This is a genomic window from Pseudomonas macauensis, assembly GCF_047902425.1.
GTDB lineage: Bacteria > Pseudomonadota > Gammaproteobacteria > Pseudomonadales > Pseudomonadaceae > Pseudomonas.
The window spans coordinates 2,703,521-2,727,654 of sequence record NZ_CP138377.1 but is presented as its reverse complement, the minus strand read 5'-3'; the positions used below and the strand labels follow the sequence as shown (position 1 = coordinate 2,727,654).

Genomic DNA, 24,134 nt, shown 5'->3' with positions numbered 1-24,134 from the left:
GTTTTCCTTCAGGCGGTTTCAGGGATGGCGGCAGGCACGCGGGACGCCGCATGGACGGCGGCGCGACGGCCGGAATACACACAGTCGGCGATGGACAGGCCGGATATGTAGAGGTTGGAGGCAACACCCACGGCGTTGCGGCCGGCGCTGTACAACCCCGGAATTGGCGTACCGGCGTTGTCCAGCACGCGGCCGCTGCGCTCGCAGATGCGCAGGCCGCCGAGGGTGATGGCCGGGCACGGGTAGAGCTTGCTGTCGACGGACAGGTCCAGGGCGTACCAGGGGCCGTCGTCCAGGTCGGCGAGCATCGCCGGGGACTTGCCGAAGGCATCGGTATGCTCGCCGCGGGCGGCGCGGCTGTATTCCTCGAGGGTGTGCCGCAAGTTCTCGGCCGGCACGCCGATGGCGCGGGCCAGGGCGGCAGGCGTATCGCCACGGCGGCGGTTGAACAACAGGTTGAGCAGCACCGGCAGGCGCTGGAACGACCAGACCTTGCCCGGCCCCACCTGGCGCAGGGATTCCTTGAGCAGCGCACGGTCGAGGATCAGGATGGCGCGGCCGCCCTGCTCTTCCACCATGGCGTGGCCGAGGGTGGCGCCGTAGACCTCTTCGTTGCAGTAGCGCTCGCCCCGGGCGTTGACGATCACCCCACGGGCCCAGGCCAGCGGCGGGTTGATGAAGCGCCAGGCACTGATCTTCTCCAGGCGCTGCGCCGCGGCGCCCACGCCAAGCCCCAGGCGGATGCCGCTGCCGTCGCACCCCGGCGTGCCCAGGGGCAGCGCGGGCAGGTACTGCGGCGCATGCTCGGCGACCATCTCGCGGTTGAAGACGAAGCCGCCGGCACTGAGCAGCACGCCCTTGCGTGCGCGGATCAGGATCGGCTCGGCGTGATTCAGTTCGATACGGCGCAGCGCGGCGATCAGGCGCTCGGCCAGCGGCGGCGCGTAGGGATGCACGGCGGTGGCCATGCGCCCCAGCCAGGCATGGCGGCGCGCCGCCAGGCTGCCCGGCGGCAGGCGCCAGGCTTCGACGCCGACCACGGCGCCGCTGGCATCCTGCACCAGCCGGCGCACCTGGCACTGGCTGTAGAGCTGCACGCCTTTTTCCTTGGCGGAGGCGCGCAAGGCACTGAACAGCGCCGCCCCGGACATGCCGGCACCCTTGGTGCGGTGCCCGCGCGGAGCCGGACGAGCCAGGCTGGCATAGGCCGGCACCGACTCGTTGCCCGAGTAGTAGAGGTAGTAGCGATCGCTCGGATAGGAGGTCTTGTGCGGCGGCACGCTGGCCTCGAAGCGCGCGCCGTGGCGCTCCAGCCAGGCCAGTTGCTCGACGCTGCGCTCGCAGAAATCGCGCAGGGTCTCGGCCTGCACGGCGTCGCCGACTTCACCACGCAGGTAGCTGAACATGGAGTCTGCGTCGTCGTTGTAGCCGGCGCGGGCCTGGTACGGCGTACCGCCGCCGGCATAGACCACCCCGCCGCTGCGCGCGGTGGCGCCGCCACCGGTGAAGCGGTCCAGGGCCAGCACCTCGAGGCCGCGCTCGCGGGCCTCCAGGGCGGCGCAGGCACCGGCGCCGCCGAAGCCGACCACCAGCAGGTCGGTCTGCGCGTGCCAGTTCGGCTGCGCGCCCTCGCCCATACGCAGCGGAGCGATCGGCCCGACGCCGTTCATGGTTTTCAACCCGCGGCCGCCACGTTCACCGGTTGCACGGCGACGGCCGTGGTGTAGGTGCCGTTCACGTAGATCAGCGGGGTGATGCGCGGGTTGTTGCGGATCTCGCGGATACGCCCGATGAAGATGGTGTGGGTGCCGTAGGTGAACTTGCCGTCCTGCTCGCAGATCACGCTGGACTGGGCGTCGGCCAGGTACGGCACGCCGCACTCGGAGGCGCGCCAGTCGCCGCTGGCGAAGCGGCCCTCGCCTTTCACCGGGCCACTGCACAGGTGCGACAGATGCTCCTGCTCCTGGCCGAGGATGTTCACGCAGAAGTCCGCGCCGGAATCCAGCACGCGGTGCAGCGAGGCGGTCTTGTTCACGCAGATCAGCAGCGACGGCGGCTCGGTCGACAGCGAATCGACGGCAGTGGCGGACATGGCGAAACGCTCGCTGCCATCGCTGGTGGTGATGATGGTCACCGACTTGGCCAGCCGGCGCATCGCCTGGATCATGTCGGCTTTCAGATTGTCTTGGCTCATCGCACGGGACCTCGCTGGGCTGGTTGGCTCTTGGTGTTGTGCGATGAATTCTGTGACCGGCCCCGGGCCGCAACATCGTCCGAGGGGACTAGTCGCCCCGGCGTGCCGAAGCCTCGGCGGATATGGTCCGTTTGTAGGATGTCGAGCCCGTTGTGCGTTGTTCAAATGCCCGTGAAGGCCCCTGCGTAGCTGCGCGGTGGGCAAGCGCAGGCCCTGCGGGGCGACCACAGGAGAACAACAAGATGCTCGACCAGGATTTGATCCGCCAGCGCCTCCGCCAGCGCGCCCGCGAACTGGTGCCGGTGCTGCGCGAACGCGCCGCCGACGCCGCACGCCAGGGCCAGCTGCCGGAGGAAACCCTCCGTGATTTCCACGAAGCCGGCTTCTTCCGCATCCTCCAACCGGCGCGCTGGGAAGGCTACGAGCTGGAGCCCAAGGACTTCTTCGAAGTGCAGATGACCCTCGCCGAGGGCTGCATGTCGTCCGCCTGGGTACTGGGCGTGGTGGCCATCCACAACTGGCAGCTGGCGCTGTTCGATGACCGCGCCGCGCAGGACGTCTGGGGCAAGGACTCCAGCGTGCTGATCTCCTCCTCTTATATGCCGGTGGGCAAGGTCACCCCGGTGGAAGGCGGCTTCCGCCTGTCCGGTCGCTGGGGCTTCTCCAGCGGCAGCAAGCACTGCCAGTGGGCCTTCCTGGGCGCCATGGTGCCGCCGAGCGAACCGGGCGGCGCGCCGGACTACCGTACCTTCCTGGTGCCGCGCAGCGACTACCAGATCCTCGACAACTGGAACGTGATGGGCCTGGAAGCCACCGGCTCCCACGACGTGCTCGTCGAAGACGCCTTCGTCCCCGACTACCGCACCCACCGCGCCCTCGACGGCTTCATGCAGAACAGCCCGGGCAATGCGGTGAACACCGCGCCGCTGTTCCGCCTGCCGTTCGGGCAGATCTTCGTGCGCGCGGTGTCTTCCTCGGCCATCGGCGCGCTGCAGGGCGCGGTGAACCTGTTCGTCGAGCACAACCGTGCCCGCGTCGGCGTCAACGATGGCCGCAAGATGGGCCAGGACCCGGGCGCCCAGCAGGCGCTGGCAGACGCCATGGTGGTGGCCGACGAGTGCCGCACCGTGCTGCTGCGCAACTTCGAGTTGATGATGCAGCGCGCCCGTGACGGCGAGCCGCTGACCATGCCCGAGCGGGTGAAGATGCGCTACGACTCCGCCCTGGTGGCGGACAAGTGCGCCCGCGCAGCCGGCGCGCTGATGTTCAACAGCGGTGCCTCCACCATCTTCCGCGAGCACCCGATCAACCGCGCCTTCCGCGACATCCACACCGGTCGCGCGCACGTCGCCAACAGCCCGGCCAAGTACGCCTGGAACCTGGGCGGCGTGAGCATGGGCGCGGACTCCACGGACTTCTTCCTCTGACGCAGCCCCCTGGGGCTCAAGAACCATCCGGCATTTCGGCGTAGTCCATTCGGGCGATTCCGAGGTGCCGGCGAACACAGAACATGGTCCACGAGGCTGATCCCGTCGGCCAACAATTCCAACAAGGGACGCATCCCATGAAATTCTCTCTGATCTACGAAGCCCAGACCCTGGACAGCACCCGTGAAGGCGACCGTCGTGTCTTCGATGACACCGTCGAACAGGCCGTGCTGGCCGACAAGCTCGGCTTCGACACTTTCTGGTGCGTGGAGCACACCGCGCTGACCAACTACTCCCACATGTCCGCCCCGGAGACCATGCTGGCCTTCGTCGCCGGCAAGACCGAGCGCATCGGCATCGGCCACGGCGTGGTCTGCCTGCCGCCGGCGATGAACCACCCGGTGAAGGTCGCCGAGCGCATCGCCACCCTCGACCTGCTGTCCAAGGGCCGCGTGCACTTCGGCGTCGGCAAGGGCGGCACCCAGCAGGAAGCCGGCACCTTCGGCTACGACCTGGCCACCCTGCAGCCGCAGATCGACGAAGCCATGTACCTCATCCCGAAGATGTTCGTGCAGGACGAGATCGAGCATAACGGCGAATACGTGAAGATCCCCAAGCGACCGATCCATCCCAAGCCCTATCAGGACCCGCACCCGCCGATGTACCTGGCCTGCACCAACACCGAGTCGCTGAAGAACGCCGGCGGCCGTGGCATGGGTGCCCTGGTGCTGGGCTTCGGCGGCCCGGAAGAGATCGCCAAGAAGGTGGCCGTGTACCACGAAGCCTGGGACAATCGTGACGAAGCGGACCAGGTCGGCTTCCGCCCCAACCGCCACATCGCCGCGCTCTGCCCGGCCATCGTCCTGGACGACAACGAGAAGGCGCGCGCCATCGGTATCCGTGGCCAGCGCTACTTCATGGAATCCCTGGCCTACTGGTACGCCGGCGGCGAGCGCCCGGACCCGGCCAAGTGGCAGGACGACACCTTCGTCGACGGCAACGGCCAGGCGGTGATCCGCTCGCGCTTCGCCTCCGAGGAAGTCTCCGTGGACTTCTCCGACCCGACCATGGCGATGATGAACCCCAACCACGCCTACGGCACCGTGAACGACTGCATCGGCTACGTGCAGCGCCTGATCGACGCCGGCGCCGATGAAATCCTCTTCATCTGCCAGATGGGCACCGTGCCGCAGTGGGCGCAGCTGGAAACGCTGAAGAACATCGGCGAGAAGGTCATCCCCTACTTCCGCGACAAGGCCAGGAACGCCTGATTCGAGGATCCGACCCGCTCCTGGCGGGTCGGACAAGGGATGCACTGCACGGGGCGGCGCCGGTTTCGGGCCGCCCCGTTTGCGCTTTGCCTCAGCGCATTGCGTCGATCAGCCCGCGGAACTCCTGCTCCGAGAAGCCGTGCAGGGTCTGCGTGCGAATGTTGCCCAGTGACGCCACCTTGAGCAGCAGTGTGGTGGCCACGTCCTCCGCGCCTTCCACGATCAGCACCATGTCGTAGCCGCCCGTCGTCCAGTAGGCAGCCTTTACCGAGATACCGAGTTGTTCGGCCATTGCCCGGAAGGCGGTGTAGCGGTCCGGCGAGTCCTTGACGTTGCGGATGCCCTGGTCGGTGAAATTCACCAGGGAAATGAAGGTAGCCATGGTTCAGCTCCTGTCGAATGCAGCGGCGACGGTCGAGGGTGCGGAAGCCACTGCACCGGAAGAAGACCGCCACCCTTCCCGACGTGCATGCACGCGACATCCCTGCCATCGCGAGCCACGTCGACCATCACCCATCCGACGACCTCCATAGAACAGGCTTAGCAGCCCCAGCGGGCCCTGCACGACCGCTGATCCGTTGCCCCAAGGGCGAGCGCCGAACGCCCACCTATACTTTTCAGCCCAGGGACCGGCCGTTGGCTCCCGCGGCCGGTCCAGACACCCCAAGCCCACACGGAGAACGGAAATGTCCCTACGAATAGGCGATGAAGCCCCCGACTTCAGCGCAGACAGCACCGAAGGCACCCTGAACTTCCACCAGTGGATCGGCGATCACTGGGCGATCCTGTTTTCCCACCCGAAGGACTTCACCCCGGTCTGCACCACCGAACTGGGCTACGTGGCCCGCCTGAAGCCGGAATTCGACAAGCGCAACACCAAGGTGGCGGGCCTGAGCATCGACCCGGTCAGCGATCACCTCGCCTGGGTCGGCGACATCGCCGAAACCCAGGGCCACGCCGTGAACTTCCCGTTGATCGGCGACGATGACCTGAAGGTGGCCAAGCTCTACGACATGATCCACCCCAACGCCAGCGGCGGCCCGCGCACGGCGGTGGACAACGCGACGGTGCGCTCGGTGTTCCTGATCGGCCCGGACAAGAAGATCAAGGCCACGCTCACCTACCCGATGAGCGCCGGACGCAACTTCGACGAAATCCTCCGTCTGCTCGACGCCATCCAGCTCAACGCCAAGCACACGGTGGCGACGCCGGTGAACTGGAAGCCGGGCGACGATGTGATCATCCCGACTTCGGTGTCCAACGAAGACGCGCAGAAGAAGTACCCGCAAGGCTTCAAGACCCTCAAGCCATATCTGCGGGTGGTCGCCCAGCCCAAGTGACGCCCTCGGCCCTCCCGGAAGCGGGAGGAAGGCGCTTCACCGGCCGGCTAGTCCGCACAGACGATGGCGCCGGCCGGCACCCCATGCATGGTTGCAACTCTTCGCCCGAACGGGTCATGTCGAGAACGAGGAGCTTTGCCATGCAGAAGGTCATCTATCTACTTTGGCGTGACAGTCGCACCGACGCCGAGGATTTCTTCCGGCAGCTGCGCACGGAGCTGACCGATCGTCTGGTCCGCCTGGGTGCGCACAACGTGCAACTCAACCTGGATGACGCCGACGTGCGCCCGGCCGACGGCCTGCGCCAGGAACAGGCCGGCGCGCTGCCGCACGCGGTGGTGAGCTTCTGGCTCGACAGCGCCGTGGGCGAATTCCGCCGCCCGTACGACGAGGCGCTGCAGGCTGCCTGCTCACGGATCGCCGGCTACCTGGTCTGCGAATCGGTGCCGATCCCCAATACCCGCTTTCCCGCCCAGGCCGGCCAGCGCACCCACGGTTTCTCCCAGCTGGCCTTCCTGCAACTGCCGCCGCGCCTGACGCACACGGCCTGGCTGGACATCTGGCAGAACCACCACATGCGGGTCGCCATCGATACCCAGGACAACTTCCTCTACGTACAGAACCTGGTGGTGCAGGTACTCACCCCCGGCGCCACGCCCCTGGCGGCAATCGTCGAGGAATGCTTCCCGCCGGCAGCGATGACTGACCCGATGGCCTTCTTCGACGCTCCGGGCGACGAGGAGAAGTTCCAGCGCAACCTCGCGATGATGATGGACAGCTGCCAGCGCTTCATCGACTTCGACCAGTTGGGCGTGGTGCTCACCAGCCAGTACACGCTCTAACGTCGCACTCCGGGCGGCGCCCAGGCTCCGCCCCTTCGCGGCTGCCATACTCAATGGCATGAACCGCGCCATCTTCCGCTTCTACGAGGAGCTCAACGACTTCCTGCCCGCCGACCGCCGCCGGTGCGAGTTCGCTTGCGCCTGCCCGGACGGGGCGACGGTCAAGCACATGATCGAGGCCCTGGGCGTGCCCCACACCGAGGTGGAGCTGATCCTGCTCGATGGCGAATCGGTGAACTTCGACCGCGCGATCCTCGATGGCGACCGCCTGGCGGTCTACCCCATGTTCGAACGCCTGGACATCAGCCCGCTGCTGCGCGTGCGGGCCAGCCCCCTGCGAGTCCTGCGCTTCGTCGCCGACGCCCACCTGGGCGGCCTGGCGGCGCTGCTGCGCATGAGCGGCTTCGACACCCTGTACGAGAACGCCTTCGACGACGGCGAGATCGCCGAGATCAGCGCGCACCAGGGACGCATCGTGCTCACCCGCGACCGCGAGCTGCTCAAGCGCCGGATTATCAGCCACGGCTGCTACCTGCACGCGCGCAAGTCACGGGAGCAACTGGCGGAGCTCTTCGAACGACTGGACCTGGCCCGCAGCGCCCGCCCCTTCAGCCGCTGCCTGCGCTGCAACCACCCGCTGCGCGAACTGCCGGCGGAACAGGCACGCTTACGGGTGCCGCCGAAGGTGGCCGAGCGGCATGCGCGGTTCCTGTCCTGCGACCATTGTGACCAGGTGTTCTGGCAAGGCTCCCACTGGCGCAGCATGCGGGCGTTGCTGGAGCCGCTGCTGCGCGCGGACTGTTCGTAGAGCCAGCAGGAAGGCCTCATGCCCAGCGCTTGTAATCGGCCAGGAACAATCCTGGCCAGTTCCCCAGGGTAGCCCGGAAATTCATTGCGCAAGCCAACGCCTACGCAATGAACTGGGACTGGTTATCGGTCGCCGGGACGCGCCTTCTGCACGCCGAACACTTCCATCAACTCCTCAAGAAAGGCGCTTACCAGCTCACCAGGACGGGATGAGCGACGCATGGCGGCCTGGAAGTCCACTTCATAACGCAGGAGATCAGGATTCAACGCACACAGTTGCTGCTGCTCGACGTGCCTGGTTGCGTAATGCTCGGGCAAGAAGCCCAGGTGCTGGCCGGAAAGTATCAGCAGGGCTGCACCGTCCATGCTGTCGGTCAGCGCGGTGAGTCGCTCCAGTGCCGTGGGAGCCGGCATTTCCGGAAGCGGATGGCTGGGCCAGACCCATTCGTGCTCGGCGACATCGCTGTGGCCCAGCTCGCCAGCAGACCGGTACAGGGGATGGGTGACGCCGCAGTAGGCGATCTGGGTCTCACGGAACAACGGCTGATAGTCCAGGGTGTCAAGGCGGCGCCAGAAGTAGCCGATGGCAAGGTCGAGATGCCCGTTGATGAGCTTCTCTTCAAGAAAGGACGAGGACAGTTCGGTGAACTGGAAGAACAGGCCCTGATGGCGCGCGCGCAAGCGTGCGACAGCGAGGGCGATCTGCTTGTTCGCCTGCGGGTCGATCTGCCCCAGCAGGCCGATATTGAGGGTGCCACTGAGGGTACGGTTGATCTGCTGCACTTCGAGCCGAAAGCCCTCGGCGGCAGCGAGCAGACGTCGCGCCGCATCGAGGAACTGGCTGCCCTTGGGCGTCAGGGCGAAGCCCGCACGACCGCGCTGGCAGAGCCGGAAGCCAAGGCGTGTCTCCAGCGATGCCAATTGGGCACTGATGGTCGGTTGAGTGGTATTGAGCGCCCCTTGCGCGGCGGAGATACCGCCCGCCTCGACCACGGCGAGAAACACCCGGATCAGGCGGATATCCAGTTCCGATACGTTACCCAGCATCTCGAACCTCAGGCGGCTTATATAGACAGCGATCTATGTGAACAGTGGGTGCGCGTTATTTTATGGCGCGGTGACTACGCCTAGATTCTGACTTCGACGGCACGGATTTGCGCAAGTGTAGGGACGCAAAAGGCAGCTGTCACCGGCGGTTCAGGCTCGGCTGCGCACGACGCGCGCGCCATTCCCCGTCGCTGCCAGCCGCTAGACGCGCAGCATAGATGGACTCCATATGTAAGTGACCGTATCGAATCCTCCACAAGAACAATATTGCGTTTAGCAGGAGCGCTCCCATGTCCGGGTCCAGCCATACCGCCCATACTGCCGAAACCGGCACAGGGCTGGCCATCGAAGGCCATTCCATCGATTACATCCCGCAGTCCGAGCGCCATGCCCGACTCTCCAGCCAGGGGCCATTCTGGTTCCTGGGCAATTTCCATTTCTTCACCATTTCCATCGGTTTCGTCGGACCGGGCCTGGGCCTTTCGGCACTGTGGACGACCCTGGCCGGTGCGCTCGGAATCATGTTCGGCACCCTGTTCATGGCATTCCATGGTTCCCAGGGACCGGAGATGGGGCTGCCGCAGATGATCCAGTCGCGAGCCCAGTTCGGTTATCGCGGAGTCGTGCTGGCCCTGTTGGCCACGCTTTTCGTATTCGTCGGTTTCAACGTGGTCAACGTCTCGCTGATCATGGACGGCCTGCACAATGTCTTCGGCCTTGAACCTGTGCCGGTGGCCTGTACCGTCATTGCCGTGGGCGCCCTGCTGTCGATCTATGGCCACGACCTGATGCACAAAGCATTCAAGTGGGCGCTGATACTGACTTTGCCGCTCTACTCGCTGGTGACGCTTGCGCTGATGTTCGGCGCCGGGCAAAGCGATGTACCGGCCGCACAATCGAGCCACCTGGGCTTCAACTGGGTCGCCTTCGCCACCCAGTTCGCCATTGCCGCCAGCTACAACATCTCCTACGCACCCTACGTGTCGGATTACTCGCGTTACCTGCCCAGGCACACCAGCCGCGCCAGGCTGATTGCCGCGGTGTTCCTCGGCGCGTCGCTGTCGGGGGCCTGGATGATCGGTCTGGGCGCCTGGCTGGCGCAGTTGCTGCAAGCATCCGATGCGCTGGTGGCGCTGGATCGGGTCGGGTCTTCGCTGCTGCCAGGGCTGGGCCATGTCCTGGTGCTGGTATCGGTGGCCGGATTCCTGCCGGTGATCGCCCTGAATACCTACAGCGCCATGCTGACCCTGCTCACCGGAGTTGATTCCGTGCGTCGAATCACTCCCACGCCACGCGTCCGGGTGCTGTCGATCCTGGTCATTACCCTGGTCCTCCTGGCGTGCGTCCTGTCGATTCGCGGCAACGGCATTTCCATTCTCAATACCTTCCTGGTGCTGATGCTGTACTTCCTGGTGCCCTGGACCGCGGTGAACCTGGTGGACTACTTCGGCGTGCGCAAGGGCCGCTACGCCATCCCTCACTTCTTCACCCCCAACGGCATTTATGGCGCCTGGCAGATGCGCGGCATCCTGGCCTATGTGGTGGGTTTCGTCTGCATGATCCCGTTCTTCTACATCTACGACGCCGCAGCCGGAAAGGAGGTCTTCGTAGGCCCCATCGCGCGGATGCTCGATGGCGTGGACGTGGCCTGGCTGGTAGGCCTGCTGGTATCCGGCCTGACCTATTTCATGCTCAGCCGCTCCCTGGACCTGGACGCGGAGCGCCGGGTGGTCGACGCCATCAGCGAATCTGACATCCTCGCCATGGCCGGCGAGCGCCAGTGACTCCAACAGCAGGAACCTCATCCATGATTGCTTCGAAACCTGTCACCGTGGCCTGTTGCCAGTTGGCGCCGAGCGTGGGGGACCCCGCCCACAATCGACGCACCAGCGAACGGGCCATACGCACCGCCGCACTGCGGGGCGCACAGGTGATCGTATTGCCCGAACTGGCGCAGAGCGGCTACGTGTTCCGCGACCTGGCCGAGGCGCTTGCGCTTTCCGAAACGCAGGAAGGTCCGACGCTACAGCTGTGGCAGGGACTGGCGCGGGAGTTGGGCATCGTCATCGTTGGCGGCTTCTGCGAGCGGCTGGATGGTGACCGGGTAGCCAACAGCGCAGCACTGGTTGATGCCACTGGCGTGCGTACGGTCTATCGCAAGGCTCATCTGTGGGACGGCGAAAACGCCATCTTCACCGCTGGCAATGACGCGCCGCCGGTCGTTGAAACGGCCTTCGGGCTAATCGCGGTGATGATCTGCTACGACCTGGAGTTTCCCGAATGGGTGCGCCTGCCCGCCCTGGCCGGTGCCGAACTGCTGTGCGCCCCGGTGAACTGGCCCTGGGGTCCTCGCCCGAACCAGGAGCGCCCGGCGGAAGTGGTTCGCGTACAGGCCAACGCGTCGGTCAACCGACTGTTCATCGCCGCATGCGACCGACACGGCAACGAACGCGGAGTGGACTGGGTACAAGGCTCGGTGATCGTCGATGCGGATGGCTTCCCGCAAGCGGGTCCGGCAGAGGACGGCGGCGAGCAGATACTACTGGCCACGCTGAACCTGGCAGAAGCACGAAACAAGCGAATCAGTCGCCACAACCATCTCCACCAGGACCGCCGCCCCCGCCTCTATGACAAACAAGGGTTGCTGGGCACATGAGCGCAGCCAACCCGCCTTCTGGCCTGCGGGCAATCGTCAGCCTCGGGTCGATCGCGGCCGCACGGCTGCTTCTTCTCCCCGAAGCAGCCGTGCGCCCCGCGTTCAGATGTCCGTGATGCGCGCCAATCCACCGGATTTCCCGGCCAGCTCTTCCCGAGCCCTGCGGCGGGAGACGAGCAGGCCGGAACAGACCACGACGAGGGTCAGCAAACCGGTGGCGATGACTTCGATGCGGTGGTCGGGGCGGAAGAACATGACCACCAGCACGCTGAGGATGAAGGCGATCACCCCCCAGGTCAGCCACGGGAACAGCCACATGCGGTACTGGATGGCCTTGCCCTCGGCGGTCAGGCGCTTGCGCATGCGCAGTTGGGAAATCGCGATCACCAGGTAGACCAGCAAGGCGATGGAGCCGGAGCTGGCCATGAGGAAGCCGAACACCTTGGATGGAACCAGGTAGTTGGCGATCACGGTCAGGAACGCCGCACCGGTGGAGAACAGCACGGCGTAGATCGGCGTGCCGCTGCTGGTGGTCGCCTGGACGCACGCCGGCGCATCGCCACGGCGGCTCAGGGAATAGAGCATGCGCGAGGCGGTGTAGAGGGAGGAGTTCAGGCAACTGGTGACCGAGGTCAGCACCACCACATCGATGAGCGCCTTGGCGTGGGGCACGCCGAGGATCTCCAGTACGGTCGCGTAGGAGCCCTCGCTGGCCAGGCGCGGGTCGGTCCAGGGCACGAGGGCGACGACGATGAAGATCGACAGGATGTAGAACAGCGTGATCCGCCAGATCACCGAATTGGTGGCCTTGGAAATCTGCTTTTCGGCCGCGTCGGATTCGGCGGCGGCAATGGTCACCACTTCGGCGCCGAGGAAGGAGAACATGGTGATCAGCATGGCGCTGAGCACGGCGCCGAAGCCGTTGGGCATGAAGCCGCCGGTATCCCACAGGCGCGAAACGCCACTCACGCCGGTATTGGGCAGCAGGCCGAGGATGGCGCAGGCGCCGAGGATGATGAAGCCGACGATGGCCGCCACCTTCACCAGGGCCAGCCAGAACTCGAATTCCCCATAGTTCTTCACGCTGAACAGGTTGGTCGCGGTGAGCAGCAGGGTGATGGCCAGCGACAGTACCCAGATATCCAGCTGGGGTATCCAGGAGTTGAGGATGGTGGCGGCAATGTTGGCTTCGATGGGGATCACCAGTACCCAGAACCACCAGTACAGCCAGCCGATGGTGTAGCCGGCCCACTTGCCGATGGCATGGTCGGCGTAAGTGGAGAAGGAACCGGTATCCGGCGAGGCGACGGCCATTTCGGCCAGCATGCGCATGACCAGCACCACCAGGGCGCCGGCGAAGATGTAGGCCAGGATGGTAGCGGGGCCGGCTTCGGCGATGGCGCGGCCGGAACCGACGAAGAGGCCGGCGCCGATCACACCGGCGATGGAAAGCATGGTCACGTGGCGGGACTTCAGCCCGTGACTCAGGTTGTTCTTGTCTGTCTGCATGGCATTACCTTTGTTCTTGTCGTGCCCGGAGAACGGCGCGGCTCTCCGTGATCACCTGGCGCGAGCCCAAAAAGCCCGCCCTGCCCCGGCCGGTAGCCGGGGCAGAAACGGGTTGAGCAGGGGACCAGGGGTGACGCTCTAAAGCCTTATGCCAACTCGTCGAAGCACTCGCCGATGATGGCCAGGCCACGCTGCAGGTCGGCATCGCTGACGGTCAGCGGAACCAGGATGCGCAGGACGTTGTAGTAGGTGCCGCAGGAGAGCAGGATCAGGCCCTTCTCGCGCGCCTTGGCCACCACCTTGCCGGTCAGCTCGGCGGCCGGCTTGTTCAGGTCGCCGCCCTCGAACAGTTCCACGGCGACCATGGCGCCGAGGTTGCGTACCTCCACCAGGCTCTTGTGGCGCTCGCCGATCTGGCGCAGGCCGCTGCTGAGGATTTCCCCCACGGACTTGGCGCGATCCAGCAGTTTCTCGCTCTCGAAGGCCTCGATCACCGCCAGGGCGGCGGCGCAGGAAACCGGGCTGCCGGCATAGGTGCCGCCCAGGCCGCCAGGGGCCACGGCGTCCATGACCGCGGCGCGGCCGGCCACGCCCGCCAGGGGGAAGCCGCCGGCGATGGACTTGGCGAAGGTGGTCAGGTCGGCGGCGACGCCCATCTGCTCCATGGCGAAGAAGGTACCGGTACGGCCGGCGCCGGTCTGTACTTCGTCGGCGATCAGCAGGATGCCGTGCTCGTCGCACAGGGCGCGCAGGCGGGCCATGAAGTCCTTCGGCGCCACGTTGAAGCCGCCCTCCCCCTGCACCGGCTCGAGGATGATCGCGGCGATGTCGCGGGGTGCGGCGTCGTTCTTGAAGATGCGCTCGATGCTGGCCAGGGATTCGTCGACCGACACGCCGTGGAGCGCGTTCGGGTACTGGGCGCGGAACACGCCGCCGGGCATCAGGCCCAGGCCCGCGGAGTACGGCACCACCTTGCCGGTCAGCGACAGGGTGTACTGGGTGCGGCCGTGATAGGCGCCGGTGAAGGCGATCACGCCGTTGCGGCCGGTGGCGGCGCGGGCGATCTTGATGGCGTTCTCGACGGCTTCGGCGCCGGTGGTGACCAGCAGGGTCTTCTTCTCGAAGTTGCCCGGCAGCAGCTGATTGATCTTCTCCGCTAGGGCCACGTAGGGCTCATAGCCGAAGACGTGGAAGCAGGTGTGGGTCAGCTTGGCCAGCTGCTCCTGCACGGCGGCCATCACCTTCGGGTGCAGGTGGCCGGTGTTCAGCACGGCGATGCCGCCGGCGAAGTCCAGGTACTCACGACCCTCGACATCCCACACGGTGGCGTTCTCGGCGCGCTCGGCGAAGATCTGGTGGATCTGGCCGACGCCACGGGGAATGGCGTCCATGCGGCGTTGTTGCAGGCTCTGGTTGGTATTCATCGTTGACTCCGGTAGTGCGATCGCCCTGCACGGGCCACGGCCCATGCAGGGAAGGTGGATGGTTGGCCGTGCTTACACGCCGAGGCAGAGGTACTTGACCTCGAGGTAGTCCTCGATGCCGTACTTCGAACCTTCGCGGCCCAGGCCCGAGGCCTTGATGCCGCCAAAGGGGGCGACTTCGTTGGAGATGATCCCGGTGTTGACGCCGACGATGCCGTACTCCAGCGCCTCGCCGACACGGAACACACGGGACAGGTCACGGGCATAGAAGTAGGCGGCCAGGCCGTACTCGGTGTCGTTGGACAGGGCGATGACTTCAGCCTCGTCCTTGAAGCGGAACAGCGGCGCCAGCGGGCCGAAGGTCTCGTCCTTGGCCACCAGGGCGTTCTTCGGTACGTCAACCAGGATGGTCGGCTCGAAGAAGGTGCCGCCCAGGGCGTGCGGCTTGCCGCCGGCGACCACCCTGGCGCCTTTGGAAACGGCGTCGTCGATATGCAGCTGGACCTTGGCCACGGCCTTGGCGTCGATCAGCGGACCGGTGGTGATGCCCTGCTCCAGGCCGTTGCCGATGTTCAGCCTGGCCACGGCGGCCTGCAGCTTCTCGACGAAGGCGTCGTACACGCCGTCCTGGATGTACAGGCGGTTGGCGCAGACGCAGGTCTGGCCGTTGTTGCGGTACTTGGACACCAGGGCGCCTTCGACGGCGGCGTCCAGGTCGGCATCGTCGAACACGATGAAGGGCGCATTGCCGCCCAGTTCCAGGGACACCTTCTTGATGTCCTTGGCGCATTCGGCCATCAGCTGGCGACCGATTTCGGTCGAGCCGGTGAAGGTCAGCTTGCGCACGATCGGGTTGCCGGTCAGCTCACCACCGATTGCACCGGCATTGCCGGTGACGACGCTGAACACGCCTTTCGGAATACCGGCGCGCTCGGCCAACTCGGCCAGGGCCAGGGCGGAGTAAGGGGTCTGCAAGGCGGGCTTGAGCACCATGGTGCAGCCGGCGGCCAGGGCCGGGCCGGCCTTGCGGGTGATCATCGCGGAGGGGAAGTTCCACGGGGTGATGGCGGCGGTCACGCCGATCGGCTGCTTGATCACCATCAGGCGCTTGTCCGGCTGGTGGCCGGGGATCATGTCCCCGTAGACGCGCTTGGCTTCTTCGCCGAACCACTCGAGGAAGGAGGCGGCGTAGGCGATCTCGCCCTTGGCTTCGGCCAGCGGCTTGCCCTGCTCGATGGTCATCAGACGAGCCAGGTCATCCTGGTTCTCGATCATCAGGTCGAACCACTTGCGCAGCTTGTTGGCGCGCTCCTTGGCGGTCAGCGCACGCCAGGCCGGCAGGGCCTTGTCGGCGGCTTCGATGGCGCGACGGGTCTCGGCGGCGCCCATCATCGGCACGCTGCCGATGATCTCGTGGGTGGCCGGATTGCTGACCTGGACGGTCTGGCCGTTGTCGGCATCGACCCAGGCGCCATCGATGTAGGCCTGCTGGCGGAACAGAGTGGGATCTTTGAGTTGCACGCGTGTCATCCTCGGGGTTGGACGGCGGTGACGTCGGCTCAGCCGGCGGCCCGCTGCTTGTTATCGGTGGCCTTGACGGTGAAGCCGGCCTGGCTGCCGTCGATCTGCTCGCGAACCTTGCCAACGATGTAGGCGCCGATGGGGATCGCCGAGGTCGCAGCGGGCGACGGTGCGTTGCACACGTTCATGCTGCGCGGGGTGTTCACGAAGAGGAAATCGTCGATCAGCTTGCCGTCGCGGGACACTGCCTGGGCGCGAACACCCGCCGGGTAGGCAGTGAGGTCGGCCTTTGTGATGCTCGGGCAGTACTTCTGCACTTCCTTGAGGTAGCCGCCCTTGAACAGGGAGTTCTTCATCTCGATCAGGCCGGGGCGCAGGTTCTTTGCCAGCACCTTGAGGATGCCGGGGGACGTCAGGGTCTCGAACAGGTCGGCGACGGAGATATCGGACTTGCGGTAGCCCTCGCGCTTCATGGCCAGCACCGCATTCGGGCCGACGGTGACGGTGCCATCGATCATCCGCGTCAGGTGCACGCCGAGGAACGGCATGGACGGGTCCGGAATCGGGTAGATCAGGTGGTTGACGATCTGGTTGTGCTGCTTGGGCAGCAGGTAGTACTCGCCGCGGAACGGGCAGATGATGAAGTTCGGCTCGATGCCGAGCATGCGCACCACGCGGTCGGCCATCAGGCCCGAGCAAGTGATGAGGTAACGACCGTGGAATTCGTCGCTGCCCGTGCGCACCACCACTTCGTCGGCGCGCTCGTCGAGCCCGGTGACTTCGGCGTTGTAGCGGATCTCGCCACCGGCGTCCTGGAACTCGCGGCCCATGGCGGCGGTGACTTCGGCGTAGCTGACGATGCCGCTGGAGGGCACGAAGATGCCACCCATGCCGACGATGTTCGGCTCACGCTCGCGCAGTTCGGCGGCGGACAGCCAGGAACGCTCCAGGCCATTGGCGGCGGTGCGTTCCCAGAGCGCCTTCATGCGCTCCATTTCCAGCTCGTTGGTGGCCACCAGCAGCTTGCCGCATTCGTCGAAACGGATGCCGTGCTTGTTGCAGAAGGCCTTGGTGGCCTTGTTGCCTTCCAGGCAGAAGCGCGCCTTGAGGCTGCCCGGCGTGTAGTAGACGCCGGCATGGATCACGCCGCTGTTGTGGCCGGTCTGGTGCCGGGCCGGGCCGGATTCCTTCTCCAGCAGGAGAATCCTGGCGTCCGGGTAAACCTGGGTCAGCTGCATGGCCGTGGACATGCCCACGATGCCGCCGCCGATGATGATGAAATCGTACACAGCCATTACCTCGCGCCGGGGCGCTGCAAATCGATACGCGGTCCGCATCGGCCCAGCCGCCTCGATGGCGGGGCCGACGTTTCCGGACACGGCGAAGAGCCGCCCGGGGCGGCCCTCCAGCCTGCTTGCCTGATTACTGACCGCGCAGGTAGCGCGGCTTCTGGTAGCTAATGTAGCCACGCTGGCGCATCAGTTCGCGGCGCAGCCCTTCGTGCGGGGTGAAGCGGTCGCGGCCATGCAGCCAGAACAGGTTGTTGATCAGCAGGAAGCTACCCACCGGCACCGGCACCGACAGCTTCTGCGCGCTGCCCTCGAGGGATTCGGACAGCGCGTTCAGCCAGATGCCCTCCTCGAAGTTGGCCGGCTGCACGAACTGGTCGATGTAGCGCATGGTCGGGCGGCCTTCGGCGTCGGTATCGAACACCGGATGGAACACGTCCTCGGTGACGTTCTTGCTCGGCGGCGCGGTCCAGCGCATGTCGCGGCGGGCCAGCGGGTGGCGGAAGAACTCGTCGCACTGCTCCCAGTCGTCCAGGTGCAGCAGCAGGGAGTTGCCGCCTTCCATGTTCTTCTCGTCGATCTTCAGCATCAACACGTAGTCGGTGATCTGGTTGACGAAGGTGCCGTCGTTGTGCAGCTCCATGACGCGGTGCGGCTGGCGCAGGTAGCTGTCGGAATTGTCGGTGTTGACCACCACGAAGCGTGCGTAGAACTGGCCGCTCATGGCGTCGTAGTTGGAGCGGCCGATCAGGTGGGCGCAGGCGGTGGTGAATTTCACCATGTCCTCGGCCTGGCTCACGTCATCCAGGCCGACGGGCTTGATCAGCATGCCGCCGGTAGAACGACCGAGGATGGTGTTCAGCAGCACCGGGCGCAGGGTGCCTTCGCAAAGCTGGTCGAGGATCTCGCCGAAACGGAAGCGCAGGAAGGATTTGTACTCCAGCGCCTGGACCGGCCACTCGGCCACGGCCTTGACGAAGGCGTCGACGGTTTCGCGGGCGAAGGTCAACTCCAACAGGCGGGGCGACTGCTTCGAGGGGGCGACGGTGTAACCCCGGGTCTCGTGCGGCAGCGGCATCACAAGGTCCTCGATCTTCGTAAAGGCGTTCATGGCGGTGTCCTGGCATAGGGGATGGATTGGGCCGTCCAGCAATGACCTGGATCAGGCGGGCGATCAAAAAATATCGCCATCAAAACAAAATGTCTACATTTTTATAAAACAAATTCAATTCTCTAATCTGTCTATTGTTTTTCGTCCATACGACGTTTCGGTATGATCCGCAAAACGCTTTGAGGAACAGGACTTTGGAAGCTCTCGCTCCCCGTCAAAACTCGGCATTCAGCGGGTATGAGTGGCTCAAGCAGGACATCATCCGCGGGGTGTTCAAGCCCGGTGAAAAGCTGCTGATGAGCGCCCTGAAAGAGCGCTATGACCTGGGCGTCGGCCCCCTGCGCGAAGCCCTTTCGCAGCTGGTAGCGGAAAAACTGGTGGTCGCCATCAGCCAGAAGGGCTACCGCGTGGCGCCCATGTCCCTGGAAGAGATGCAGGACATCTACGATGCCCGCGCCAATCTCGAGGCGATGATCGTCGGCCTCGCCATCGAACGCGGCGACGATGCCTGGGAAGCCTCGGTGCTGGCCCAGTCCCACACCCTGGCGAAGGTGATGGAAGTGAAGACCCGCGAGCAGCGTCTGGACGTCTGGGACCAGCGCCACAAGGCCTTCCACACCGCCATCGCCTCCGGCTGCGGCTCCAAGCACCTGTTGCAGGCGCGCACCTACCTGTTCGACCAGGCCGAGCGCTATCGCCATCTGTGGCTGACCCAGACGGTGTTCTCCGAACAGGCCCTTGAGCTCAAGCGCCAGGAGCACGCCGCGCTGGTCGACGCCATCCTCACCCGCGACGCCAAGCGCGCCAGCGAGATGATGCGCACCCACCTGATGACCCCGGTGCCGATCATCGCCCAGATCATGCAGGCGAACGGCACACGCTGAGCCCCTGCGGGCTGGGTACACGCTCAATCGCGATAGCTCGAGGCGCCGCTTCGCATCGCGATTGAAACCACGCCCCTTCGCCCGATCCGCGTCCCAGAGCGCCTGTGCATCCAGGCGCAAAAAGCCGTACACCCAACGGCAATCCCGCCCGACCGACTTTCCTTACCGTCTTGGAGCCTCCCAACTCCAACAACAAGAAAGGTACGGTCATGGCTGGAGCACTCTCGAATCACGAATCATCCCCTGAACAGTCCCATTCCCAAGGCGCGGTCCCGGACTCGCAACGGCTCGGCCGCGGCTCCCTGACCATGGCCTGGTGGGGCATCTGCAGCGCAATGTTCTACCTGGTGGTGGCCGCCGCCCTGGCCATGGGCTACGGCACGCTGAACGCCATCATCGGCCTGGTGCTGTCGGTGATCAGCTACGGCCTGATCAACGCCGTCATCAGCCGCCACGCCATCGCCACCGGCCTGTCGGTGGCGCAGTTCTCCCAGGTGCTGTTCGGCCGCACCGGCGCCGCGCTGGCCACGCTGGTGTTCAGCGCCACGGCCATCTACTACGCGGTCTTCGAAGGCTCGGTGATGGCGGTAGCGCTGCATCGCTACCTGCCGGGCCTCGAACTGCATGCCGCATTCCTGCTGGTAGTGGTCTACAGCGTGCTGCTGATCTTCGGCAATGCCCTGCGCTGGCTGGACAAGCTCAACGGCGTACTGCTGCCCTTCTACCTGCTCGGGCTGGTGGCGGCGGTGGTCATGGCCATCGGCGAATACGGCTACTCCTCCGCCTGGCTGGCCCTGGCGCCCGAGGGCGGACCGGTGCCCCACGGCTGGTGGAACTGCTTCACCTACTTCATGGGCGTCTGGGTGCTGATGATGTACACCTGGGACTACGCCCGCTTCGGCCGTCAGGAAGACAGCCGCTACCACGCGCGAATCAACTTCGGCATGCCCTTCTACTGCGTGGCCTTCCTGCTCAACGGCCTGGTGGGCATCTTCCTCGCCGCGACCATCCCCACCGAGGGCGGGTTGAGCGAGGTCTCGGTGGTACTGGCGATCATCCAGCTGATGGGGCTGGGCGGCCTGCTCTTCGTCTGGATCAGCCAGACCCGCATCAACACCGGCAACTTCTTCCTCGCCGCCACCAACCTGCAGGCGTTCGCCGGTCACCTCGGCCTGGCTCGGGTTCCCTACGTGGCCTGGGCGCTGCTGACCGGCGCACTGGTCTACCTGCTGATGCTGTTCGACGTATTCAGCTACATCCTCCAGGCGCTGGCCTACCAGAGCCTGCTGATCGTCGGCTGGGTCGCCATCGCCCTCGCCCACCTGCTGGTCACCCGCAATACCCGCTATCGGCTCGACGGTCTTCCCGCCTTCCGGGCCAGGGGCCTGTTCGCCTGGCTGGCTTCCGCTGCCGTGGGCATCGGGCTGCACCTGTGCGGCATCGCCGAGCTCGCCACCGCCTCGGCGCCGGCCGCCTTCCTCGTGGCCTTCCTCGGCTATCTCGCGCCCCTGCTGTCGCGCCGTGCCCAGCCCCAGGGCGACCTGGGCTGATCTTCGGCCGCCCGCCGGGCGGCCCCTCCCTGCAAGCGAACGTTTCTACAACCACAAGAACATCTGGAGCGGTTCATGCACCCGCAACGCACTCGGCTTATCTCGATTTTCGCCACGCTGTCCGTCCTCGCCCTCGGCCTGGGGCAGCCCGCCGACGCCGTGGAAATCACCGACAACCTCGACCTCGGCGGCGCCCTGCGCGGGCGTCTGGACCATGACCCCGACCGCGACATTTCCGAGTTCAGCTTCGACACCTTCTTCCTCACCGCCGACTACCACTCCGACAGCTGGATAGCGGCCGCCAAGTACCGTTTCTACGGTGGCGACTACCCCTACGACTACACCGACCGGGTGGGCGATATCGCCTTCGCCGAATACGCCTGGGTCGGCTACCGCTTCACCCCCGAGCAGCAGCTGCAGGTCGGCCAGACCGCGATCCCCTTCGGCCTGGCGCCCTACTTCGGCAGCACCTTCTTCGAGACCCTGGGCAACGTGATCGGCCTGGAAGACACCCAGGACATCGGCTTCAAGTACCTTGCCCGGCACGGCAGCTGGGACCTGCAGGCGGCGTACTACCCCATTCCCGCCGAGCAGGGCCGCGGCACCAGCCGGGGTGGTCGCACCTACGGCACCAGTGTCGCCAGCGCCGATGACTACGTGGTGGACGGCAGCGACAACCACGAGCAGGACATCCTCGTCGGCCGCCTGGCGCGGACCTACCAGGCCGGCGACTGGAGCGGCGAGGCTGGCGTTTCGCTGCTGGCCTCCACCCTGGACAACCAGGACACTGGCCGCGACGGCCATCGCACCGCCGCAGCCCTGCACGCTACCGCGCAGAACGGTCCCTGGGGCTTCCAGGTTCAGGCCGCGCGCCAGCAGATGACCCCGGAGAATCCCGGCGACGACCGTCTGGTGAGCTTCGGCAGCTTCGACGGCACCTTCAACGTCGCCGCCAAGGGCAACCTCTACGTGGCGGACCTCAGCTACAGCCTGCCCGGCCAGTACGGCTGGTTCTCGGGCGTCAAGCTCTACGCCAACTACAGCCTGTTCGACAAGGACGAGTCGGACTTCCGCGACTCCCAGCGCTTCATCGCCGGCAGCTCCTTCACCCTCGGCCCGTTGTGGATCGCCCTGGAATGGCTGCACGGCAGGAACGACCCGTACATCGGCGGCGGCAGCTACACCCAGAGCCTGGGTGCGGGCGGCACCGACCACTGGGAGAACCAGCTGTACAGCAACATCGGTTACTACTTCTGAGGTGCGCCCGGGCAGCTGACATGCGCCTTCACAAGCGATGTCGGCGCCCGTCCCGCGCCTGGATCCGCGCGTTCGCCCCCGCCTCGCGGGGGCATCCCCTTGCTGACTGATCGCCCGCCTGCGCAGTGCGCCAGAACGCAACAACCAGTGCACCCAGCGACAAGCCAGCCGCCCCCGCCGGCCGTAGCGTATGCAGCAAGGGTCGTACAAGAACGACCCTCACCCGAAACATAAAAACAAGCGTTGGTGCCCCATGAAAACAGTTGATCCCATCACTCTCGCGGTCGTTCGCGGCGCGCTGGAAACAGCGCAGCGCGAGATGACCCTGACCCTGGAAAAGACCGGCCGATCCAGTGTGTTCAACCTGGCCCATGACTATTCCAATTCCCTGTTCGACCACCTCCCCGAGATGATCCTCCAGGGCCAGGACATCCCGATCCACCTGGGCTCGCTGATTCCCGCCATGAAGTGCGTGGCCGGCTTCTTCGGTGACGACATCGCCGAAGGCGACGTGATCTACCACAACGACCCGGCCTACAAGGGCAGCCACATCCTCGACTGCTGCATGTACAAGCCGGTGTTCTACAAGGGCGAACTGGTGTTCTGGACCGTCTGCAAGGGCCACCTCACCGACATCGGCGGCCCGGTGCCGGCCGGCTACAACCCCGACGCCAAGGAAATCTACGCCGAGGGCCTGCGCATCCCGCCGGTCAAGCTGTGGGAAAAGGGCAAGCGTCGCGAAGACGTGATCAACCTGATGCTCACCAACATGCGCGCCCGTCCTTACCAGGAAGGCGACCTCAACGCCCAGTACGGCGCCTGCAAGGTCGGCGAGCGCCATCTGCTGGAGCTGCTCGACAAGTACGGCGTCGAACAGGTCCGCGCCTGCATCGCCGAGCTGAAGAACATGGCCGACCGTCACATGCGCGCCCTGCTGCGCGACGTACCGGACGGCCACTACAGTGGCACCGCCGTGCTGGAAGACTCCGGCCACGGCCTGGGCGAACTGGCCATCACCGCCCACGTGGAAATCCGCGGCGACGAGGCTCGCATCCGCATCGAGAGCCCGCCCCAGGTGCCCTACTTCATCAACTCCTATGAGGGCAACTCGGTCTCCGGCGTCTACCTCGGGCTGATGATGTTCGCCCAGGTCGCCCCGCCCTATAACGAAGGCCTGTACCGCTGCGTCAGCGTCGACGTCGGCCCCCGGGGCACCCTGTGCAACGCCCAGGAACCCGCACCCCACGTCAACTGCACCACCACGCCGATGGAAACCCTGGCCGACGCCGTGCGCCTGGCGCTGGAGCAGGCCTCGCCGCAGCGCGTCACCGCCTCCTGGGGGCATGCCAGCGGCATCAACATCGCCGGCCTGGACCCGCGCAACGCCAACAGCGAATACGTGACCATGGTGCTGGCCTCGATCATCGCCGGCGCGGGCGCCAACAAGGTGATGGACGGCTGGCACGCCTGCGGCCCGCTGTGCTGCTTCGGCGCCCTGATGAGCGGCGATATCGAGTTGCTGGAGCATGCCTACCCGGTGCTGATCCACCGCTACAGCCTGATGGCCGACAGTGGTGGCGCCGGTGAATTCCGCGGTGGCTCCGGCACCCGCCTGGAGATCGAACCGCTGGAGCACGCCATGACCGTGGTCGGCTTCGGCGAAGGCCGCCAGTTGCCCACCGCCGGCGCCGCCGGGGCGCGCAACGCGATGCCCGAACCCAAGCTGGGCCGCCTGATCCATCGCCATGCCGACGGCGAAGAGGACCACTACGTACAGAACCCGATGCTCACCATCCAGCCCGGCGAGCGGATCATCAACATCAACCCCGGTGGCGGCGGCTACGGCGACCCATTGCGCCGCCCGGTGGCGGCGGTCCTGCAGGACGTCCGCAATGGCCTGGTCTCGCCCCAGGGCGCGGCCCTGGAGTACGGCGTGATCCTCGACGCCGAAGGCCACCTCGACGAAACCGCCACCCGCGCCGCCCGCGGCCAGTTCTGACCGGAG

At 65.8% G+C, this 24,134-nt stretch carries 20 protein-coding genes; 11 read left to right on the top strand and 9 right to left on the bottom strand.

Annotated features, from left to right (window positions below):
• Nucleotides 1-8: 8 nt before the first annotated feature.
• Both SD196_RS12750 and SD196_RS12745 read right to left on the bottom strand, forming a co-directional pair.
• On the bottom strand, nucleotides 9-1,637 hold the full coding sequence (locus SD196_RS12750) for an FAD-binding protein (protein WP_416311738.1): 1,629 nt from the start codon (nucleotides 1,635-1,637) through the stop codon (nucleotides 9-11).
• Between the two features lie 38 nt (nucleotides 1,638-1,675).
• The gene (locus SD196_RS12745; RefSeq protein WP_275607315.1) at nucleotides 1,676-2,194 is read right to left on the bottom strand and encodes a flavin reductase family protein; all 519 of its coding nucleotides are present in this window, start codon (nucleotides 2,192-2,194) and stop codon (nucleotides 1,676-1,678) included.
• Nucleotides 2,195-2,436: 242 nt separating this feature from the next.
• Between SD196_RS12745 and SD196_RS12740 the strand changes: the two genes are divergently transcribed.
• Both SD196_RS12740 and SD196_RS12735 read left to right on the top strand, forming a co-directional pair.
• Complete coding sequence (locus tag SD196_RS12740) at nucleotides 2,437-3,621, top strand: acyl-CoA dehydrogenase family protein (protein ID WP_275607316.1); 1,185 nt, start codon at nucleotides 2,437-2,439, stop codon at nucleotides 3,619-3,621.
• 137 nt (nucleotides 3,622-3,758) lie between these two features.
• Nucleotides 3,759-4,892 (top strand): LLM class flavin-dependent oxidoreductase, encoded by a 1,134-nt coding sequence (locus SD196_RS12735; protein ID WP_275607317.1) that lies wholly within the window; start codon nucleotides 3,759-3,761, stop codon nucleotides 4,890-4,892.
• A 91-nt stretch (nucleotides 4,893-4,983) separates the two neighbouring features.
• On the opposite strand, the gene SD196_RS12730 is transcribed toward SD196_RS12735, so the two are convergent.
• The gene (locus SD196_RS12730) at nucleotides 4,984-5,274 is read right to left on the bottom strand and encodes a GYD domain-containing protein (protein WP_275607318.1); all 291 of its coding nucleotides are present in this window, start codon (nucleotides 5,272-5,274) and stop codon (nucleotides 4,984-4,986) included.
• A 304-nt stretch (nucleotides 5,275-5,578) separates the two neighbouring features.
• Between SD196_RS12730 and SD196_RS12725 the strand changes: the two genes are divergently transcribed.
• The 3 genes from SD196_RS12725 (at nucleotide 5,579) to SD196_RS12715 (ending at nucleotide 7,882) form a co-directional block, all read left to right on the top strand.
• Entirely contained in the window at nucleotides 5,579-6,232 is a 654-nt protein-coding gene (locus SD196_RS12725; RefSeq protein ID WP_370601486.1) for a peroxiredoxin, read from the top strand.
• A 140-nt stretch (nucleotides 6,233-6,372) separates the two neighbouring features.
• The gene (locus SD196_RS12720; protein ID WP_275607320.1) at nucleotides 6,373-7,074 is read left to right on the top strand and encodes an EthD domain-containing protein; all 702 of its coding nucleotides are present in this window, start codon (nucleotides 6,373-6,375) and stop codon (nucleotides 7,072-7,074) included.
• Nucleotides 7,075-7,132: 58 nt separating this feature from the next.
• A complete protein-coding gene (locus SD196_RS12715; RefSeq protein ID WP_331314613.1) occupies nucleotides 7,133-7,882 on the top strand; it encodes a Mut7-C RNAse domain-containing protein in 750 nt (249 codons plus the stop codon).
• A 122-nt stretch (nucleotides 7,883-8,004) separates the two neighbouring features.
• On the opposite strand, the gene SD196_RS12710 is transcribed toward SD196_RS12715, so the two are convergent.
• Entirely contained in the window at nucleotides 8,005-8,928 is a 924-nt protein-coding gene (locus SD196_RS12710; protein WP_370601484.1) for a LysR family transcriptional regulator, read from the bottom strand.
• 290 nt (nucleotides 8,929-9,218) lie between these two features.
• On the opposite strand from SD196_RS12710, the gene SD196_RS12705 reads away from it, so the two are divergent.
• Both SD196_RS12705 and SD196_RS12700 read left to right on the top strand, forming a co-directional pair.
• Entirely contained in the window at nucleotides 9,219-10,712 is a 1,494-nt protein-coding gene (locus tag SD196_RS12705) for a purine-cytosine permease family protein (protein WP_275607323.1), read from the top strand.
• A gap of 23 nt (nucleotides 10,713-10,735) precedes the next feature.
• On the top strand, nucleotides 10,736-11,584 hold the full coding sequence (locus tag SD196_RS12700) for a nitrilase family protein (RefSeq protein ID WP_275607324.1): 849 nt from the start codon (nucleotides 10,736-10,738) through the stop codon (nucleotides 11,582-11,584).
• 102 nt (nucleotides 11,585-11,686) lie between these two features.
• Here the strand turns inward: SD196_RS12700 and gabP are convergent, their stop codons facing one another.
• The 5 genes from gabP to glaH form a co-directional block, all read right to left on the bottom strand.
• Nucleotides 11,687-13,093, bottom strand: a complete 1,407-nt coding sequence (gene gabP, locus SD196_RS12695) for a GABA permease (RefSeq protein ID WP_416311572.1) — start codon at nucleotides 13,091-13,093, stop codon at nucleotides 11,687-11,689.
• Between the two features lie 146 nt (nucleotides 13,094-13,239).
• Nucleotides 13,240-14,517, bottom strand: a complete 1,278-nt coding sequence (gene gabT / locus SD196_RS12690; protein WP_275607326.1) for a 4-aminobutyrate--2-oxoglutarate transaminase — start codon at nucleotides 14,515-14,517, stop codon at nucleotides 13,240-13,242.
• 72 nt (nucleotides 14,518-14,589) lie between these two features.
• Complete coding sequence (gabD, locus tag SD196_RS12685; protein WP_331314602.1) at nucleotides 14,590-16,038, bottom strand: NADP-dependent succinate-semialdehyde dehydrogenase; 1,449 nt, start codon at nucleotides 16,036-16,038, stop codon at nucleotides 14,590-14,592.
• A 38-nt stretch (nucleotides 16,039-16,076) separates the two neighbouring features.
• A complete protein-coding gene (lhgO, locus tag SD196_RS12680) occupies nucleotides 16,077-17,327 on the bottom strand; it encodes an L-2-hydroxyglutarate oxidase (RefSeq protein ID WP_275611958.1) in 1,251 nt (416 codons plus the stop codon).
• A gap of 133 nt (nucleotides 17,328-17,460) precedes the next feature.
• Nucleotides 17,461-18,438: a glutarate dioxygenase GlaH gene (glaH, locus tag SD196_RS12675; RefSeq protein ID WP_275607328.1), complete on the bottom strand. Its 978-nt coding sequence runs from the start codon at nucleotides 18,436-18,438 to the stop codon at nucleotides 17,461-17,463.
• Between the two features lie 194 nt (nucleotides 18,439-18,632).
• On the opposite strand from glaH, the gene csiR reads away from it, so the two are divergent.
• The 4 genes from csiR to SD196_RS12655 all read left to right on the top strand — a co-directional run bounded on the left by csiR (nucleotide 18,633) and on the right by SD196_RS12655 (nucleotide 24,128).
• Nucleotides 18,633-19,322, top strand: coding sequence for a DNA-binding transcriptional regulator CsiR (csiR, locus tag SD196_RS12670; protein WP_275607329.1), 690 nt, complete (start codon nucleotides 18,633-18,635; stop codon nucleotides 19,320-19,322).
• Between the two features lie 209 nt (nucleotides 19,323-19,531).
• Nucleotides 19,532-20,872 (top strand): purine-cytosine permease family protein, encoded by a 1,341-nt coding sequence (locus SD196_RS12665; RefSeq protein ID WP_416311571.1) that lies wholly within the window; start codon nucleotides 19,532-19,534, stop codon nucleotides 20,870-20,872.
• A gap of 75 nt (nucleotides 20,873-20,947) precedes the next feature.
• Nucleotides 20,948-22,129, top strand: coding sequence for a hypothetical protein (locus tag SD196_RS12660; protein ID WP_370601479.1), 1,182 nt, complete (start codon nucleotides 20,948-20,950; stop codon nucleotides 22,127-22,129).
• A gap of 319 nt (nucleotides 22,130-22,448) precedes the next feature.
• Complete coding sequence (locus SD196_RS12655; protein WP_370601667.1) at nucleotides 22,449-24,128, top strand: hydantoinase B/oxoprolinase family protein; 1,680 nt, start codon at nucleotides 22,449-22,451, stop codon at nucleotides 24,126-24,128.
• Nucleotides 24,129-24,134 lie beyond the last annotated feature (6 nt).